Raw genomic sequence first — 18,386 nt, 5'->3', positions numbered from 1 at the left:
TTAGGTATTTATAAGTCGGCTATTATCCACTTTATTTACAAGAAAGAAAGAGGTCGTACGGTATTCTGTGCCGATTAATTTTGATGAAGTAAAACATTTGTATTGTGGTAGGTAAACGCACGGTTAAGTAACTGGGTAAATCGATAAAAACAATAAAACTAGAAAGTGAGAGAACAGTGAATAGGAATGAAAATGCCAGCGATTAAGCTGGCATTTGGTGGTTCTACTTCTCAATAAAAGCGACTCAGTGCTTCTTAGAGATCCAAAGCTGTTTAGAAACCAAAAGCTTCTTTGAAATCTAAAGCTGTTTAGAAACTTAAATCTTCTTAGAAACCTTAGCTTCTTAGAAGCTTAAATATTACAGGTTAATTCGAAGCATCAGGATTTTTAGAGGCATCCAGTAGAGATGCATCAACGTTCAATGAACCTGTGGCATTACCTTGAGTTAGCGTGAACTGAACGATTTGCGAGGTCATCTCTGCGTTAGCTGCCACGTCATTTGCATTCTGTGGTGTGATAACGGTTGAGTGCTCGGAGGCTGATGCAAAATTAAAGTACGACGCCACTTTTTGACCACTTGTATCACGAGCAGTATTTACTAAAGACAACTTCTTAAATAGTGGTTCAGTACCTGATGTTTGATAAGTGGCAACCGTATTAGGGATCGTTTTATCCATATCATCTTGAATGCCAAGAATTGGTCCTGTCGTTGTAGAAGCAATATTGTATGGGTCTACATTATCAAGAACGGTTTGTGCTGCAAAAGTGAATGAAGCCAGTGTTGCATCAATCGTTGCTTTAACTACTTTCTCTTCAGCAGATGCTGAGTCATCACTGATAGACGAATAGTAAGCTGTATAGCAGTTACCACCACTAATATTTGAGTTAGGATCGTCCGAGTAGCAATCTGATGCGTAGTGAGTTCTGTAAGCAGGGACACCTGAAACACTCACCGTATGCTTAATTTCAGGAGAGAATGTCTCTGAACTTAGTAAGAATGGTGCAATACCACCACCTGGATTAGCTAGAGTTGCACTTGTGTAGCTGAACATTGAATCGATAGCAGGGTTAAGCGTTGTATTACCTATGGTATACGAACTGATGCCTGTGATAGCTCCGATTGAATGACCAAACAAAGAAACATTGGTTTTATCAAGACTATTGAATGCTGCATTAGATGCCATATTTAAAGCATAACGAAGACCTAAACCATCAATGGCACTCTGTCGAATGTTGTCACGAGCAACAGGTAAATATTCTAAGTTCATGTATGGCGTTGCGTCTAATGGCGTTGTGACAACCTCTGGGCTTAATTGGCGCTCACCGTGCAGAGGTTGGTCAATCGCAATTACAGCGTATGGCTTAAACGGCGCATCTCCAGACATTGCACCACCAATATGCTGCATCGCAAATGCGTAAGCACTTTCTTTAATATTGGTAATACCATGTTGATATTGCAGAATCGGCAAATTGCTATCAATAGCCGCACCTTCAGGTACAAACATAATGAAAGGTACAGATTTCACAGCGCGAACTTGTGGCACTGCACTGTACTTCGTCATGATACGAGTACTATCGAGTTGGTCGCCATTAGCAAGTGTTAGCTTTTCACCAATTAATAATTTTTGGTACTCAGGATCATAGAGCTGTGTTGCCGGGTCGGTAATACCTAAGCCTGCAAGTTGAGTCGCGATCGCCACTTTGTCACTGTCGCTTCCTGAACTTAGCGTGCTTAAAATCGTAAGCACACTAGGCATCGCACTGCGCCATGGCGTTTTTTTCCAAGCGTCGTCTTCTAAAGAATCTGACAAGAAGTATGGAAGCTCTACTGTGCCTCGATAAACCTGAATAGAAGCGATGTTAGGGTCTGCAAAGTTTGCATTGTATGCTGTTGCCAATTTATCAGCTGAATCTTGACTAAAGGCAGACGTAAACATCATGTCATTTTTTACTGCGGTTGCAAAATCTTGAACAGTGCTAGAAACCGCTGTGTTATACAAGTTATCTAAAGTGGCGGCAGAAAGATTATTCGGGTTTGCAAGGTTCTTCCAAACATCAGAAGGCGCAACATTTGGAGCGATAGTTTGTGCTATTGCTGCTTTTGTTCCATTCATCACGTTACCCGCTGAAGCTGTGGTAAACCAGGATGAATAAATAATATTATCTGAATTGGTTACTTGACCATATCCAGCAAATAGAGCTTCAACTTGTTGGATGACCTTTTGAGGAAGATCAAGTGAGCCTGCTTGGTCAATATCTTTAGTTTTTAGTGAAGCATATGACTTAGAAGTTCCTAATGATTCACCTTCACTGTCCATAATAGAATCAGTTAATGCGTAAATATAATCAGAACCTGGTTCAAAACCTTTAAGAGGTAATACTTGAATGGTTTTTAAATCACTCGAAGCAACCAAGTAATCAACCCCTGCTGTAAGAGCAGTAAAGTTAGACATTACGCCAGTACTAAGGTCAACATCAACTTTCGCTACTTTAACGCCACTATTTAAGTGAGCACTAAATGGAATTGTACCCATCATCACTACATCATTTTTAAGTGTTCTATCACTTGGCAAGTTAGTGTTGATAGTGAAAGGCATGATGGTACTCCAGCCATCGGCTTCACCCATTGCCACTTTAGGATCATTGAGCAGACCAGTAGAAGAAGAACTTAAAGGAATGTTAAGAGTATGGTCGCTAGTATCGAATAAAAGGAAAGAAGGCAGTGGAACATCTGCATCACTTCCTAATAGGTTGAAGTTGATTGATGAGCTGCGTGCAAGTGATTCATTAATGGCATCAGAGTAGGGTGCATTGGTTGAGGTACCGCTACTACCGCTGTTGTCACCACACCCTGCTAGTAATAAAGCGGAGCAGACTAGAGATAAAGAAAATTTATTATTCATTTTATGTTTTCCCGATAACTTAGTTGAATGTGTAGTTAAGTTGAATTGCCGATAAGTAGGCAACCGCTTCAGATTCAAAGGTTAGCTTTTGTCCTGCGGCATCTGTTTCTGTAAATGAACCACTCTTACTTTGTACTAGTGCAAATGCAGCATCGAGAGTCATGTTTTCAGAGACTGTGTAGGTAAGACCGGCTGAATACCAGTAACGATCACTATCAGGAATGCTTAATGTTGCTTCGCCTGCTTGTTCGTCGTATGCCAAACCCGCACGGATTGTCCATTCTGTATTGATTGTGTAAGTACCACCGACAGACCAGCGTTGGTTATCGTCATAATGTTCTTCTTTTAAGAAGCAAACACCGCCATTACAGTCAGGTGAAGTCGCTTTTAGTTCTTCAAATGTACTCCAATTAGTCAATTGCCAACCGTAATGAACAGCCCATTGGTCATTCAATTGGTGGAATGCCGACAATTCTAAAATTGAAGGTAGGCTAATCTCTAATCGACCTGTTGTAGGATTTTTAGAAGGATCAGAAATGATTCCGCCATAGTAGTCAGTGAATTCACCGTCATCAAAATCAAGGTCGACAGCTGAGCGATACCCAATACCAAATCGATTATTTTCATCCAGCTCGTACAAACCACCAACGTTCCAACCAAAAGCAAAAGTTTCACCTGTCATTGAAATGAGCTTATCGCTGGCTGAGCCACCTAAAGGTAGGCTTCCTTTGTGTCGGTTTAGTTCGGCTTCTGCATACACAAGGTTAAGTCCTGCACCAACACTAAAACTCTCGTTTAAACGATAGGCAATGTTCGGGTTTAAGTTGACGGATACTAATGAGGTATCACCAGCCAAATCGCCTGCAAAAATATCATTAGGGTAATCTGTTGCTACACCATAGGTGGTGAACATACCAATACCCCAAGCCCAAGAGTCATTGATAGGGCTAATGTAAAATGCTGCAGGGACAAACTGCATGGGTGCGACATCACTTGAGGTTTGGTTGAAGTCATTATCATTAACCTTTGTCTGCGTGATATCTACTTCAGGATCAACAATCGATAGCGCGCCTGAAAATTGTGCAGTATCAAATAAAGTCATTGCCGCTGGGTTTCTTGCAAGCACACTTGCGTTGTCAGCAACCGCCCCTTCACCAGAAAATGCTCGACCAAGACCTGAAGCCGAGTGTTCAGCTACTTGGAAGCCAGCAGCAAGCGTATTGCAAGCAAATAATACGGATAGGGAAACGAGAGAGCGTTGTACTGTTTTCATCCTTGACCCTCCTAGGGCATCAAATCTCATTCTTATTATTGAAAACACATCGAGCACTGTTAACTAAAGTTACTCAATTGTAAATTATATGTTAATTCAATATTTTATTAAAAGTCAAAGAGTGGAGAGATATTTTGTGAAGTTATGTTTTTAAGGGGCAGGACTCTAACACTAATTATATTTAATTTATCAATGCTTTATGTGTGGTTGGAGGTGTGACCAGAGTTGTTGTGCTGCTTAGTTGTTTAAATAGTGATCAGTTGCTCGTTTTGTAACACCTTTGTTTCTGTTTACCTTGAAAAAACTAATCGGCATAATGTGATTTCATTTAGTCGTACAACATTGGAAAGAAAACTTGGAATTACTCTCAATAGAGTTTCTTGGCAAACCACTTCGCTTAGAAGGCTCAATGGCTGGTTGGCAGCAGCTTTTTTGGAACAATACATTAGTGTCTCAATTAGACGCACATTCAGACTCAGAGACAGAAAGAGCGCATACCTTTGTGCTTAAAGCCGACGAAAAAGAAATTCATTGCCAAGTAAATGTCGAAGTAAATTGGCAACCTTTTTATTTAGGTTACCGCGTCACTGCTAATGATGAAGTGATGGCTAGCGGTACTCGGGATACTAAAGATATCGAGCAGCAAAAACCGTTTGTGGCACCTAAGGCTGAGAAACGCTTTAGTCTCATCGGTTTGGTTTCTTTAGGAATGAAAGCACTGAAAAGTGCAAAACTTATCAAAGTCGTATTGGCATCAGCGAGTTTGGCTGCGTATTCATGGTTATTCTCAATTCAGTTTGCACTTGCACTCATCGCTTGTTTGATGTTTCACGAATACGGGCACATCCGTGCTATGAAGTATTTCGGAATGAAAACTAAAGGTATATACCTAATTCCATTCTTAGGCGGATTAGCGCTTTCTGATGAGAAAATTAACACACGCTGGCAAGATGTTGTTATCTCCATTATGGGACCATTTTTTGGCTTAATCCTGTCAATTATATTCACTGTTTTGTACTGGGTAACCGGAGAAATGTTCTTTGCTGGGTTAGCTGTATTTAACGCCTTATTGAACCTATTCAATTTGCTGCCCATTCTGCCTTTAGATGGCGGTCATGTATTAAAAAGTATCAGCTTTTCTATGAATAGCATGCTGGGAATTGTGTTGTGTGTTGCTGCTGCAATTGCTGGTGTGGTCATTAGTTACCAAATGAACTTAACCCTGTTTGGTTTTCTACTTATTATGGGTAGCGTTGAAATACTCTTTGAATGGAAAGGGCGACACCACAGCCACTTACTTCCGTTAGACAAGTATGGTCAGCTGTTTTCTTTTACTTGGTATGTAGGTTTGGTGAGTAGTCTGATTGGTATTATTTGGTACTTTGCTTCAACAGGTGACGAATTATTGAGTTTGCCGCTGCAAATTTTAGGGACGTAAATCTAGATAAAGTATTACCCATTCTTAATAAAAACGAACGGCGAAAACCGTTCGTTTTTATTTGAATCCACACTTACAAAGAACAAACTCGCGAAGAATCACTTGCAGCAGTCCCATTACGCTAACGTAAATCAGATCTAAATATTAAGTTTTGCAATTAGGCTTTGTTGCACCATAGCTTGGTAGCGTTTTTATGGTTGCTTGTAAATCTTTAATACGAGTGTCGTGAGAAGGGTGCGTTGATAGCAGTTCTGGCGGTTGATTACCACCTGATGCTTTTGCCATATTCTGCCATAAGTTAACGCTCTGATTCGGATCAAACCCAGCTTTCGCCATATAGTCTAGCCCTACAATATCTGCTTCAGATTCTTGGGTTCTTCCATAAGGTAAGATTACGCCATATTGGACGCCTAAACCAAGAGCTGCCATTGTCATACCTTGGTACTGGCTGTATTCAGAAGCGCCAATTGCCACGTTAGTAATTTGAAGACCAGTATTGGCTATCTGAGATTGTGATAGTCGTTCATTACTGTGGTCAGCAATGACGTGAGCAATTTCATGTCCAATAACGGTTGCCAATTGGTCTTCATTAACTGCGACTTTGAGTAAACCAGTATAAACACCAATTTTACCGCCTGGTAGCGCAAAAGCATTAACCTGATCGCTTTCAAAAACCACCACTTCCCACTCGCTAAAGCCTTGTTTAGGAATATGCTGAGTGATACTACTTGCTACACATTGAACATACTTATTGGTTTTCGCATCTTTGCTTATTGGTTGTTCAGCTTTCATTTGTTCAAAAGACTGTGCACCCAACTGCGACATATCTTGATCTGAAAACAGCAGTAATTGATTGCGCCCTGTAGGTGAAGCACTACATGCCGTTAAGCCTGCTAAAGTGAAAAGGGAAGCCACCTTCATCCATGACGTCATAAAACATCCTCGTGTAATAAGTTTTTTTTGCATGTTAACATTAACTTACATCATTCCGAAAACTTCTTCGTAGTAACTGAACGATAAATAGCACTAATAATGCGTAAATTTTAATTGAGGATTAAACGTGAGCATTTGGAAAAAAGAAGTCGATCTAGAAACATTAAACGCCACATCAAAAAATACTTTGATTGAGCACCTCAATATTATTTATACAGAAGTGAACGACCATTCTTTAGTTGCAACTATGCCTGTATGCCATTTCACTCATCAACCTCTCGGGATGTTGCATGGTGGCGCTTCTGTTGTTCTGGCCGAAACATTAGGTTCCTTGGCTGCAAACTTTTGTGTAAGTGAAGATTACTACTGTGTGGGTTTAGATATTAACGCTAACCACATCCGAGCAATGCGTGAAGGGCATGTGATTGGGACGGCAGAGCCTGTTCATTTAGGAGCATCGACTCAGGTCTGGCAAATCAATATTACTGATGAACGTAAAAGGTTAGTTTGTACCAGCCGATTAACCATTGCGGTTAAGAAACATAAGAAAGCCAATTAAAAAATTAAGACAGTTGAATGCTGAACTTAATCTAAGTCGCCAATAACATTAATCAACACACTAATTAAGTAGACAATAAATGGTTATTACATTTAAAGGCGGGAAAATTATCGCCACAGCACATGAAATTGTTGTTCGCCTTGAAGGGGAGCACAGAGTGACCTTACAAGCTCACGTTGACTCTATTCAGTTAATTGGAAAAGGGGCAAATGTTATTTCAGCTAATGGTTCAGAGTGCAAGTGGTCCATTAAACTCGACAATGAGCAGCAGCTAAACGAACTTTCTGCCGAATTGTGTTGCGCAATTATCTGATAGATTTGAAAAGTTTAGGTTAAACACGCTTTGGATGATTGATCTCCGTTTGAAAAATGAGGAAACTATAAATAACTTCCGTTATATAAGATTTCCTCTTTATGAGCAGCCCAAGACTTCGCGTTCAATTCGAAATTCTATTCAAACATTGTGATGGACAAGACACAGGCATCCAGCTTGAAGAAATTACGGATGTTTTATGTTGTACACGCCGAAATGCGAGAATCGTGCTCAATAAGTTAGAAGAGGAGGGCTGGATAGAGTGGCATCCAGCGGCTGGGCGAGGAAAGTTATCGAAACTTAACTTCAAGCAGAATCGCAATGATGTTAGTGAGAACCTTGCTCGTCGTTATCTTGAAGAAGGAAAGATTGGTCAAGCCCTTACAGTGTTAGATAGTGATGCAGGTAAGCTTACACAAGTTATTCAACGTTATTTAGGGGTTCAATACCAAGAAGGTGAACAAGTTATTCGTTTGCCCTATTATCGACCTCTTTCTATGCTCAACCCATCCAAATCAATGCGTCGCTCTGAGCAGCACATCGCTTGTCAGGTATTCAGTGGCTTAACTCGACTTGATGACCACGACAAATTACAGCCGGACCTTGCTCACACATGGCAAGCCGTGTCTGACACTCATTGGCGTTTTTATCTTAGACCGGGAGTTCGATTTCATAATGGGGAGCCATTGTTAACTGAGCATGTGGTGGTTAATCTTCTGGCTTTAGAATCTCTGAACATGTTTTCGCACATTAAAGATGTGACGTCCTCAGAAAATTGGGTCGTAGATGTGTTTTTAACTCGTCCTGATAAGCACTTCCCATTAGCGTTAACCGAATCCAGTGCCAAAATGACTCTGCCTCAAAGTTTACGTGGCGAAGATTACGACCTCAAGCCGATTGGTACTGGACCATACAGGATTGAAGCTAATAATGAAAAGCGCCTCGTATTGCATGCTTTTGATGGTTACTTTGGCTTTCGACCTTTAGTCGACCGAGTAGAAGTCTGGGTTGTTGATGAAGCCTATTCTTCTATGGTTTATCCAAGTTTATCTAAGCCGGTAATGGCTGATAGAGGAGATAGTGATGAGGTAGAGCTTGATCCCGGTTGTACCTACTTATTACTCAACCGAAGATCTGGTATTGCAACCGATCCTCGGTGGGCAATCTTCTTATCCAATGTATTAAATGCATCTGATTTATTTGCGCATATCCCCAAAGAAAAAGTGATCGATTTGGGCGTTTTACATGCTTATGGCTTAAAGCCCGGTTGGTATGATATTAAATTAAGCACTGTAGAAACCGCGCCAACAAGCAATAAAGTGATCACGGTTGCTTACCATTTACAGCACCCTATGTTTCCTATTCTTGCGAAAGCAATTGGCAAAGTTTTAAAATCATATGATGTGGCGGTTGAATTTATTACTTATGATCATACTTTGCCAGACCCGGAAAATGTGGATGTTTGGATAAAACCGATGGGGATTTCAAATAATCGTGATGATGCCCTTGCTGGTTGGTTGATGGATTACAGTGATATTGAATTATTGAGCCCTTTGGATGATTTTGACGAGTGGTGTCAGTTGGTCGACCAATGGCGAGCTGGCGAATATGATGCATTTCCAGCAAGGCAATTGGGTAAACAACTGGTAAATAGTTATCAATTAATCCCGATGTTTCATGGCTGGTTAGGTGTCAATAAAGATCAATGTGGCACACTTCAAAACGCGAAATGCAATGCGTTAGGTTGGTTTGATTTTAGCCAAGTGTGGGTTAAGCCGGAGTTGGATCAATCAAATTCATGATGATGAAAAAAAATAAGACGATAAAAAGCACTTGGATGTCTTCAGATTTACTCAAAATATTTTTGGTCACAGCTATTACGCTGGTGGCTTTTGCTGCTAATTCAGTACTTTGCCGCTGGGCGCTTGCTGATCAAACGATAGATCCCTTAAGTTTTTCATTGATCCGGCTATTGTCCGGATCATTCACTTTGATCGTTATTCTTATTTCAGTTCAAACTTATCACTATATAAAAAATGACTCTGGGCAGAAAAGTCAATCTAAGCCTTTTGAGAAACTTCTAAGCACAAGCCATGTAAAAGCAATTCCTGTTGTTTCATTAATGGTTTACATGTACGGTTTTTCTTTCGCGTATATTGAATTAGGGGCTGGGTTTGGGGCGCTTATATTATTCGTAACCGTTCAATTTACGATGATCGCAGCACATGTTTTGTCAGGACATTCGTTATCAAAAACAGATACCATTGGCTGCGTACTTTCCATTATCGGGCTTGTATATTTACTTCTTCCTAATAGCTCAAATGTACCGTTTGATGTCACTTCTATTGTATTAATGGCTGCTGCAGGTATGGCATGGGGTTTTTATACCTTAGCCGGTAAACTCTCAGATCAGCCTTTACAATCAACGACCTGGAACTTTATCGCAGCTTCATTGTTCTCTGTATTACTCGGCGCAATAGTAAGTTTATTCACGATGGTTTTAGATTGGGCACCATCAAGCTTGCTGACGCTCACAAGCTCATTGACATTAACAAGCAAAGGAATCCTTTATGCCGTGCTATCTGGAAGTGTCGCTTCTGGAGTAGGCTATACACTCTGGTATTACGTCGTTAAGAAACTTCCGACTGTAGTTGCCTCAGTTTCACAATTATCAGTACCTGTAATTGCAACATTAGGTGGGGCTGTTTTCCTTTCAGAGCCAGTCACACTTCATTTTATTGTTTCTTCCACAATCATATTACTTGGTATTTTGATTGTTTTACTTTCCCCAAAGAAGTCACCCAATGGCAAAACCTAATAAAAAACAGCCGACTAAAACCGTAGATATCTTTTGCGGTAAATGTAAGCAACAACTTTTTAAGTATCGAAAAGGCGGTAAGGGTTCTTTAGTAAAATGCTTTAAAGAAAGGATTGTTGATGACTACACAACAACCCCTTGCCATTGTCCAAATTGCGGAATTGAATTTGCTAGAGATACTTTAGTGAGAGGAACACCTGCGTTTAAAATCATAGGTGGAAAGGTGACAATGAAGTGATAAGGAAAACTATTAGTAACTAAATTCAAATGGGCATCGTCTCGTTGATTTGCGAGACAATGCCAACCTACTAACTATTCCTTTATTCGACCTTGAAGCTTAAGAAGAATCAATGAGAGTATTGCCCCTGATGTGTCACACAACATATCTTTCTGTGCGTCCCAAATATCGCCTTGAGAACCAAGGAATGCTATCCCTTCATCTCCACCAGCAATAGCGGCGTACCACCATTCAATAATTTCATAGCCAGCCGCAACACTCATGATTGCAAATAGAGAAAACAAGACTGCAATTATTGGTTTGCAATGCTTTCGACGCATAAGAAACTCTGCAAGAGGGTATGCGTATAAACCAATTGAAAAATGAGCCACTCGGTCAAAATTATTTCTTTCTGATCCAATCAGGTTATTAAACCAATCAAAAGGCACTTCTGAGAACGTGTATTTAGAGCCAATGGTGTGAAGAACGAGCCAAATAAACATAAGCATGTAAGATGTTTTTGAAAAAGTATGCTTAGTTGAAGCCCAATAGATACCAATCAGAATACCAACAGCAGGAATAATTTCAGCGAACCAAACTGCTCTTGATAACGGTGAAATTGCGCTAAAAACTAAAACAGCAAAATACAGTGCTGATAACATCAATAATGTTTTATTTTGGTGAATAGGCAGATGAGTCATTAAGCTTGTCCTTATAATTTCTACGTATGATTACATAATTATGAACACTGTTCAATTGCGTGGTATTCACTAAATTTGTTGAAAAGGCAAAGTACCGCCCAGTATCTAAACAAACGATTGCCTCTATTTCATTAAAGTTTGATTTAACGCAAAGCGCCCCCTAAAATCACGCCACAAATACATAAAAAGAATGAAAGTCATGAAACTGGAAACTGTCGATTACCTTGCTGACGATGCTGCAGAACAATTCGTACGCTCACTACGTGAAACTGGATTTGGAGTTCTGAAAAATCACCCGATACCAAAAGAGTTAGTTGAATCAATTTATGAAAATTGGTATCAGTTCTTCATGTCTGAAGAGAAAGAAAAGTTTCACTTCAATGTTGAGACACAAGATGGGTATTTTCCACCTTCAGTGTCGGAAATTGCCAAGGGTCATAGCGTTAAAGACATCAAAGAATACTTCCATGTATACCCATGGGGGCAAATGCCTGAAGAGCTTAAAGAACAAATATTAGATTACTATCAACGTGCTAATGCTTTTGCTCAAGAGCTATTAGGTTGGGTTGAATCTTATGCTCCTCAAGACGTTCAAGATAAGTTTTCTATCGCCCTTTCTGAGATGATCAATGGTAGCGAACAAACGTTGCTTCGCGTTCTGCATTACCCGCCAATGCAAGGCGATGAAGAACCCGGTGCTATTCGCGCAGCAGCTCATGAAGACATTAACCTATTAACTGTTTTGCCTGCGGCAAATGAACCTGGTTTACAAGTTAAATCTAAAGAAGGCGACTGGTTAGATGTACCTTGTGATTTTGGTAACTTGATCATTAACATCGGTGACATGCTGCAAGAAGCATCTGGCGGCTACTTCCCGTCAACGACTCACCGTGTAATTAATCCATCAGGTGCACGCCAAGAGAAATCTCGTATCTCTCTACCATTATTTCTGCATCCTAAACCAGAAGTTGTGTTATCTGAAAACTACACAGCGAATGAATACCTGATGGAACGTTTAAGAGAACTAGGTGTAATCTAAACGATATGATTCAAAGTGGGGTAATGCCGCTTAAATCAAAACCGTTTTAGATATTAGAGGTCAGCGAATGCTGGCCTTTTTGCTATGAGTATCAATAAAACAACATGTAGAACGGTGATTAAACTCGACAAGTAACAGAGTTTAGATTTCAATTAGGTGAAGCTTATCTTATGTATTCTCAATAATGGTTTATATTTATGTCAGAAAATCAGAGTGTTACTGCGACATTTCAGAGCCATATGGAGAACCCATTATTATGGCCAATCTTAGAGGTATTAAGAGGAGAACCATCAGGTTGGAAAGTTCATACTCTTGCTGCTCATTTGAATGATCTTGGCTTAATGCCAATTTTAGATAGCATTCCGGAAAAAGATCTTTTCAAACGAAATTTTCTGATCATGAATGCTCTCTACCAATTGCAAGAAACCTTATATCCAGAGAGTTGGTTACAAGTTCAGGCAATGAATATTGAGCTGATGGTGAACCTTCAATCCAGCCAAAATGCGATTGATCATGAAGATCCTTTGCGTGATTATTATGTACATTGGCATAATTATGAAGCGGATGAAGGGGAAGTAAAACGACTGCTGAATGAGTTTTGGACTCGATACCGTAAGTTTGTGGGAAGCAATAATGGTGTTGATATGGATAGAGCCAAAGCCCTAAACTTATTTGAGTTACCGATGGATGCGACTCAGGTGGAGATACGTAAACGCTGGCGTAAATTAGCCTTAAAATGGCATCCAGATAGAGACCAAGGCAACACGTCTAAATTCAGAATATTGTGCGAAGCTTGGAATATTTTGCGTCATTAACTCATATTGTCATGCTGAGTGATTAACCCAAAGTTATTGCCTAAGAACTATGACCTAATAACTATTTACTCTGAACTATTAACCAAGAACGGCTAAACAAGAATTATAAATCTAAAGCTAGTATTAAGAGTTAAGAGTTAAGAGTTAAGAATTAAAGTTAAGTGGCTATCATTAGATGATAAACTTAAGCACTAAGTGCGAACGGTAAAAAATAGAGTTAAAAAAAGGTGCGTTTATCGCACCTTTATTGTTTAATCAGCTTTGATAAACCATTCTATTTTGAAGGTTTGAACTGCGACTTACGCATACGGCTGAGTGCAGCCATAACGTCAAGTAAACGAGGTTTTGCTAAATCACCTTGCGCTGGCATATTAGCGTGCCAATCTCCAGAAAGTATCTCTGTAAACTCTTTAGCCGGGTTATCTGACCAACCGATTCCTTGTGCAAATTGGAACCAAGCCCATCCAATTGCATTCACTTCAGATGATGACTCTAACTGTTCAAGAGCGGAAAGATCAGTAAATTCTTTACCAAATCGAAGTGAATCTTTACCTTTCGCGGTTACGCGGAATTTACCATCAGTTAAGATGTTCATTAAGCATGGTCGGTTAAATGGGCGAGGGGTGAACGTTGCCAGTTCAGTCTCACACTCATTCAAACGTTGTGAAGGATGCTGAGCAATGACTTGCTGTGCTTTTTCTGTTACATCAACCGCTTGGTAGTCATGCATCTGAATCACGGTATCCGCAACATCTAGATAGTCACCAGAACCACCCATAACGACTAATGTAGAAATGCCCATTTGATCTCGAAGTTGCCCGATACGATCAACTAAAGGAGTAATCGGTTCATCACCTTTAGAAACAAGCGCTTGCATACGTTCATCACGGATCATGAAGTTAGTCGCTGAAGTATCTTCATCGATGAGAAGTGTTTGTACGCCAGCTTCAATTGACTCTTGTAACCAAGCCGCTTGAGACGTAGAACCGGAAGCATCTTGAGTGCTGAAATCAGCCGTATCTTTACCCATTGGTAAATGGTTAATGTAGTTCGACAAGTTTAGGTTGTGAACACAACGCCCATCTTCTGCACGGATCTTCATAGCATCAATGTTCGTCACAATACCTTCACGACCATCTCCTGGGATATGGTTGTAAATGGAACGTTCAATAGCATTCAGTAACGTAGATTTACCATGGAAACCGCCACCAACAATCAGCGTAATACCTTTAGGGATGCCTAAACCTGTCACCATTCCTTTATTTGGTGTTTTTAACGAAACACTCAAAGATTCAGGGGCAGTGAAAGGAACCGCATCTTTCATTGGGAAATCACAGTTACCAGCGACTCGGGGAAGTACACTTCCATTTGCTACAAATGCAGCAAGATTATTTTCTTCCAGTTGCTTACGAAGTGATTCTTGGTCTTCAATAGTTTCACAGTGCTCAACTAAGGCATCAAAATCTAACTCACGCTCAAGTGTTGCACGGCGGATAAACTTCGGCAGGTAGAAGGTAATAATGTTAATTGCTTTCTTAGCAAGAATGCTGCGACCGTCAGCGGGTAAGTTGATGCGGAATCGTATTTCAATTCCATGTTCAGTGAAAACAACCGCCGTATTATCTAAAACCGTTTGTCCAGTAAGTGCAATTGAAATGCTGGATTCTTGTTTTGCAAATTGAGCAAAACTACGAGCAATAAAGTCGCGAGCTGCTACTTGATAAGCTGGGGATTTACCTTGAAGCCAATCTAACCCAGTTAAAGACCATGCTCGGGTCGCTCGGAATCGAGAAGCCGATGCAAATGGGTCACCTTGAATGTGATCAATATGAAGTTCAAAGTCAGCAAAGTCGTATTGACCTTTAATTTGTTGATATGCACGGTAGTTTTGTTTTTCTAGCTTTTTCAGCTTTGCAGTCAACTGATCCATAACGAAGTGTGCCTTTTAAGGGGAAAGATAAAACAGAAAGGCGGCGATTATAAAAACCGCCACCTATAGAGTAAAGAGAAAGTCTGTTTAATTTGCTGAGTTAAGTGAAAAAACTAAGTTAAAGCGTACTGTGTGGTCCCTAAGTAGTTTTGGTTGATCAAACTCTGTTCAAATTCTTGGCAGGGCATGGGTTTCCCATAGAGATAGCCTTGCCCAACATCGCAGCCTTCTTTGATAATGAATTGTTCCTGAAACTCAGATTCAATCCCTTCGATAACGACTTTTAAATCTAGCTTCTTAGCGATTTGGATAATTGAACGGACAATTTCAACATCATCAGTCGAGCTTTGCATTTGGTCGATAAAGCTTTTATCAATTTTGATGAAGTCAAAAGGGAATTTTTTCAAATAACTGAATGAGGCATAGCCGGTTCCAAAATCATCAAGTGACAATGTCACGCCAATTTCATGCAATGAATCTAGAGTATTCTTAGCGACAACTTCATCTGCAATCAGCCCGCTTTCAGTTACTTCAAGTTCAAGGAAGTGTGGCGGTAAGTGGTAGGTTTCCAATAAATGGACTACCTGTTCTGAAAATTGAGCATTTTTAAGTTGAACGGCAGAGACATTAACAGCCATCTTAAAGTTATCGACATACTCTGACCATTCTTTCGCTTTCTCAATTGCTGCTCGAAGAACAAAACTACCAACTTCAAAGATTAACCCATTTTGTTCAGCCATATGAATGAGGGTTTCATTAGAAATATCACCAAGAACGGGGTGACGCCACCTAAGCAGTGCTTCAGCACCAATCCACTTGTGTGTAACAGGGCAGACCTTCGGTTGGAAATACAACATTAAGTCGTCATTACGGACGGCTTGTAATAAGTAACTTTCAAGCTTATTTATGTGGGTTTGGGTTTCAGAGTGAGACTGAGAGTAATACGCGAATTTTTTCCCTGAATCTTTACAAGCGATCATCGCTTCATTTGCTTTTTGTAAAACCGATTCTGCATTATCCCCTATGTTACTTGATGCAATACCGATGAAAGCATGAAGGTGGATTTTATCGTTATCAATGACAAATTCAGAGTGACCAATTTCAACTAAGTAATTGCACAACTCGTCAAGTCTATGCTGTAAATCTTTAACGCTAAAGGCAATCGCTAAGTCTACTGAGGTAGGGCGACCTATGATGACATCCAAATCATCAATGCAGTCTAATCTTTCACGATATTCGACTAACACCTTATCTAATGCTTTGTATCCATAACGTGCTTGTATGCGGCGACCATTGGTAAAGCCAATGTGAATAACGGCAAATGATTGGTCTGGTTCACGATCTTTGGAAAGAAGCTGATGATTGAGTTGTGCTTCAAAAGTGTGACGGTTCAGAAATCCGGTACCTAAATCATGACTCTTTTGGTAATAAATTTTCTGTTCAGCAGCTTTACGTTTATCTATTTCTTGGCTTAAAGAATAATTCAAGCTGGCGAGATCTTTAGTTCGGGTATGAACTCGGCTTTTCAGCTCTTTGTTCATTTGTACCAGCTTGGCATGTTGGAATAATGTGGTTAACTGGGATTCAATCGAAACACGAAAGCTTTCGAGGAGCTTGATATAGGTAGGGGTATAATGATTTTCTTCACTGTCTAAAATACAAATAGTGCCAAAACTTTCTCCGTTTGGCCACAATAGTGGAATACCGCAGTAAGAAATCATGCCTAACTGAATGTCAGGGTTATCCGCCCACGCAGGATCTTTATGAGCATTGGGAATGGTTAGCATTTGTTGATTATTGATGACGGTTTCACAATACAGACCATTGCCTAATTCTTCTGAGTCTCCAACCTTGTATGGGTTACCCTCCGTTTGACTGGTGGAAAACACTTCAATCGACTCTGGATGAACTCTCATCACTAAAGCGGCTGGGACATCAGTTATCTGTGCCAGTAGGTCGACAATGTTTTGCCACCCAACCCTCATATTGTCTGGGATTTCTAAATCTAAAGTATTAACTTTCTTCATACGAAATCATGTTCCTTATTTGAATTGAACAACACATCCTGTGTTGCATGTATCGAATTTAAAAAACAATAAACATGGGTTTTGTATAAGTATAAGTAAGCTTACGAAAAAAAGCCTTGGCAATTTTACCAAGGCTTTAAAAGATAGAAGTCTATCTCACAATTGAGATTTGTTTTTCATCATGGAGTTAAGCTAACAAAACTGTCACTATTCAATCTCTTAGAGTAATCAACTAATGGAATATCAAAGCCATTTAACTGCAAAAATTCTTGTTTAAAACCTTCATAATCGCCCAATTGAGTAAAGTTAGTTGAATTCATGCTATGCAGAATCTCAGTAACTTCAGCTTGAGTTTCAGGGTTTAGCTCCCAATCATCCATTCGCAGTAATCGTTCCCCATCCAAAGGTACTAGTTTTTGTCCGTAGAGCTTACTACTAAATAACCTTTGCATTTGTTGGATACAATTCTCGTGTGTGCCATGATTTTTCATGACTTTATAGAGAGCAAGTAGGTAAGGGCTAAGAGCCGGAATAAATACGCTCGCTTTAGTCACAAGGGCTTTACAGACAGTAGCATAAGCATGACCATCAAAGTTTGCGAGTTTGAGATTTAAAGAGTGACTGGTTTGGTGTAAATCTATCTTTGCTCGACCTAACGTACCATCGAGATAAATAGGGTGAGTAATTTCAGGTCCCATGTATGAGAATGCGATGGTTTGACAGCCTGGTGCAATCGACTCAACATTGATTAACTCATCAATCCAGTTTTCCCAATCTTCACCGCCCATTACTTTTAAAGTCGCTTGAGTTTCTTCCTCAGTAGCGGGTTCAACCGTTGTTTCAGTCCAACTATCATCTTCTAATGAAATAGTTGCGCCAGTGACACTTTCACCGATAGGTTTAATCGCTGAACGCCAGAATTCACCTGACTCATCTTTTGATTCACCTTTAGGGCGCACACCAGCAGCTAGGCTATAAATTATTAGGTCGACTTCACCTTCGAAATAGGTCTCAATGGCTTCAATAACGCGATTACGGGTGTCTTGAGAGAAAGCATCCCCAATAATATTAATGGCTTGACGATGCTCTTTTTCCGCTTCTTTCTTGAAATAGATATTGTTGTACCAGCCAGCGGTACCTAAAGACTTTTCATTAGGACCTCGCTCAAACGAGACACCAATAGTGTCAGCTTGAGCGCCACCAAATGTAAGAGCAATTCTTGAAGCAAGCCCAAAGCCTGAAGAGGCTCCGATAATAAGAACGCGTTTAGGTCCACTCTTGATTTGCGGAGCATTTTTTACATAGTCAATTTGTTGTTTTACTGCTTGCTTACAACCAAGAGGGTGGGCACTTTTTGCTACCACACCTTTGATAATGGGTTCTATCAGCATAAATAACCTTACATATAGAGGTGATATGC

15 protein-coding genes are annotated in these 18,386 nt (G+C 40.1%); 8 read left to right on the top strand and 7 right to left on the bottom strand.

Features of this window, described 5'->3' with window-relative positions; all coding sequences use genetic code 11:
• Positions 1-365 precede the first annotated feature (365 nt).
• Together F0226_RS09475 and F0226_RS09470 are read right to left on the bottom strand one after the other, a co-directional pair.
• Positions 366-2,903, bottom strand: coding sequence for a VolA/Pla-1 family phospholipase (locus tag F0226_RS09475; protein ID WP_171735420.1), 2,538 nt, complete (start codon positions 2,901-2,903; stop codon positions 366-368).
• A gap of 19 nt (positions 2,904-2,922) precedes the next feature.
• Positions 2,923-4,176, bottom strand: a complete 1,254-nt coding sequence (locus F0226_RS09470; protein WP_171735419.1) for an outer membrane protein transport protein — start codon at positions 4,174-4,176, stop codon at positions 2,923-2,925.
• 355 nt (positions 4,177-4,531) lie between these two features.
• Here F0226_RS09470 and F0226_RS09465 point away from each other — a divergent pair, with 355 nt between their 5' ends.
• Positions 4,532-5,614, top strand: a complete 1,083-nt coding sequence (locus F0226_RS09465; protein ID WP_171735418.1) for a site-2 protease family protein — start codon at positions 4,532-4,534, stop codon at positions 5,612-5,614.
• Positions 5,615-5,758: 144 nt separating this feature from the next.
• Here the strand turns inward: F0226_RS09465 and F0226_RS09460 are convergent, their stop codons facing one another.
• Complete coding sequence (locus F0226_RS09460; protein ID WP_171735417.1) at positions 5,759-6,547, bottom strand: M48 family metallopeptidase; 789 nt, start codon at positions 6,545-6,547, stop codon at positions 5,759-5,761.
• 127 nt (positions 6,548-6,674) lie between these two features.
• On the opposite strand from F0226_RS09460, the gene F0226_RS09455 reads away from it, so the two are divergent.
• The 5 genes from F0226_RS09455 to F0226_RS09435 all read left to right on the top strand — a co-directional run bounded on the left by F0226_RS09455 (position 6,675) and on the right by F0226_RS09435 (position 10,475).
• Positions 6,675-7,106 (top strand): hotdog fold thioesterase, encoded by a 432-nt coding sequence (locus tag F0226_RS09455; RefSeq protein ID WP_171735416.1) that lies wholly within the window; start codon positions 6,675-6,677, stop codon positions 7,104-7,106.
• Between the two features lie 79 nt (positions 7,107-7,185).
• Complete coding sequence (locus F0226_RS09450; protein WP_171735415.1) at positions 7,186-7,419, top strand: DUF3389 domain-containing protein; 234 nt, start codon at positions 7,186-7,188, stop codon at positions 7,417-7,419.
• Between the two features lie 101 nt (positions 7,420-7,520).
• Entirely contained in the window at positions 7,521-9,221 is a 1,701-nt protein-coding gene (locus F0226_RS09445; RefSeq protein ID WP_171735414.1) for an SgrR family transcriptional regulator, read from the top strand.
• Positions 9,218-10,237 (top strand): DMT family transporter, encoded by a 1,020-nt coding sequence (locus F0226_RS09440; RefSeq protein WP_253820797.1) that lies wholly within the window; start codon positions 9,218-9,220, stop codon positions 10,235-10,237. Before F0226_RS09445 ends, F0226_RS09440 begins: the two co-directional genes overlap by 4 nt.
• The gene (locus F0226_RS09435) at positions 10,224-10,475 is read left to right on the top strand and encodes a hypothetical protein (protein ID WP_171735413.1); all 252 of its coding nucleotides are present in this window, start codon (positions 10,224-10,226) and stop codon (positions 10,473-10,475) included. The genes F0226_RS09440 and F0226_RS09435 overlap by 14 nt, the downstream gene beginning before the upstream one ends.
• Before the next feature lie 74 nt (positions 10,476-10,549).
• Here the strand turns inward: F0226_RS09435 and F0226_RS09430 are convergent, their stop codons facing one another.
• Entirely contained in the window at positions 10,550-11,155 is a 606-nt protein-coding gene (locus F0226_RS09430; protein WP_171735412.1) for a DUF2238 domain-containing protein, read from the bottom strand.
• Positions 11,156-11,354: 199 nt separating this feature from the next.
• Between F0226_RS09430 and F0226_RS09425 the strand changes: the two genes are divergently transcribed.
• Positions 11,355-12,194, top strand: coding sequence for an isopenicillin N synthase family oxygenase (locus F0226_RS09425; protein ID WP_171735411.1), 840 nt, complete (start codon positions 11,355-11,357; stop codon positions 12,192-12,194).
• Positions 12,195-12,391: 197 nt separating this feature from the next.
• The gene (locus tag F0226_RS09420; protein WP_171735410.1) at positions 12,392-13,009 is read left to right on the top strand and encodes a DNA-J related domain-containing protein; all 618 of its coding nucleotides are present in this window, start codon (positions 12,392-12,394) and stop codon (positions 13,007-13,009) included.
• Between the two features lie 274 nt (positions 13,010-13,283).
• Here F0226_RS09420 and F0226_RS09415 read toward each other — a convergent pair whose 3' ends face one another.
• The 3 genes from F0226_RS09415 to fabV form a co-directional block, all read right to left on the bottom strand.
• The gene (locus tag F0226_RS09415; protein ID WP_171735409.1) at positions 13,284-14,939 is read right to left on the bottom strand and encodes an ABC-ATPase domain-containing protein; all 1,656 of its coding nucleotides are present in this window, start codon (positions 14,937-14,939) and stop codon (positions 13,284-13,286) included.
• Positions 14,940-15,052: 113 nt separating this feature from the next.
• Complete coding sequence (locus F0226_RS09410; RefSeq protein WP_171735408.1) at positions 15,053-16,966, bottom strand: EAL domain-containing protein; 1,914 nt, start codon at positions 16,964-16,966, stop codon at positions 15,053-15,055.
• Positions 16,967-17,145: 179 nt separating this feature from the next.
• Positions 17,146-18,357 (bottom strand): enoyl-ACP reductase FabV, encoded by a 1,212-nt coding sequence (gene fabV, locus F0226_RS09405; protein ID WP_171735407.1) that lies wholly within the window; start codon positions 18,355-18,357, stop codon positions 17,146-17,148.
• Between the last annotated feature and the right edge of the window lie 29 nt (positions 18,358-18,386).

The sequence above is a fragment of the Vibrio sp. 99-70-13A1 genome (assembly GCF_013114625.1).
Lineage (GTDB): Bacteria > Pseudomonadota > Gammaproteobacteria > Enterobacterales > Vibrionaceae > Vibrio.
Note: the sequence above shows the minus strand (reverse complement) of the source record. Positions and strands in the feature narration are given on the sequence as shown.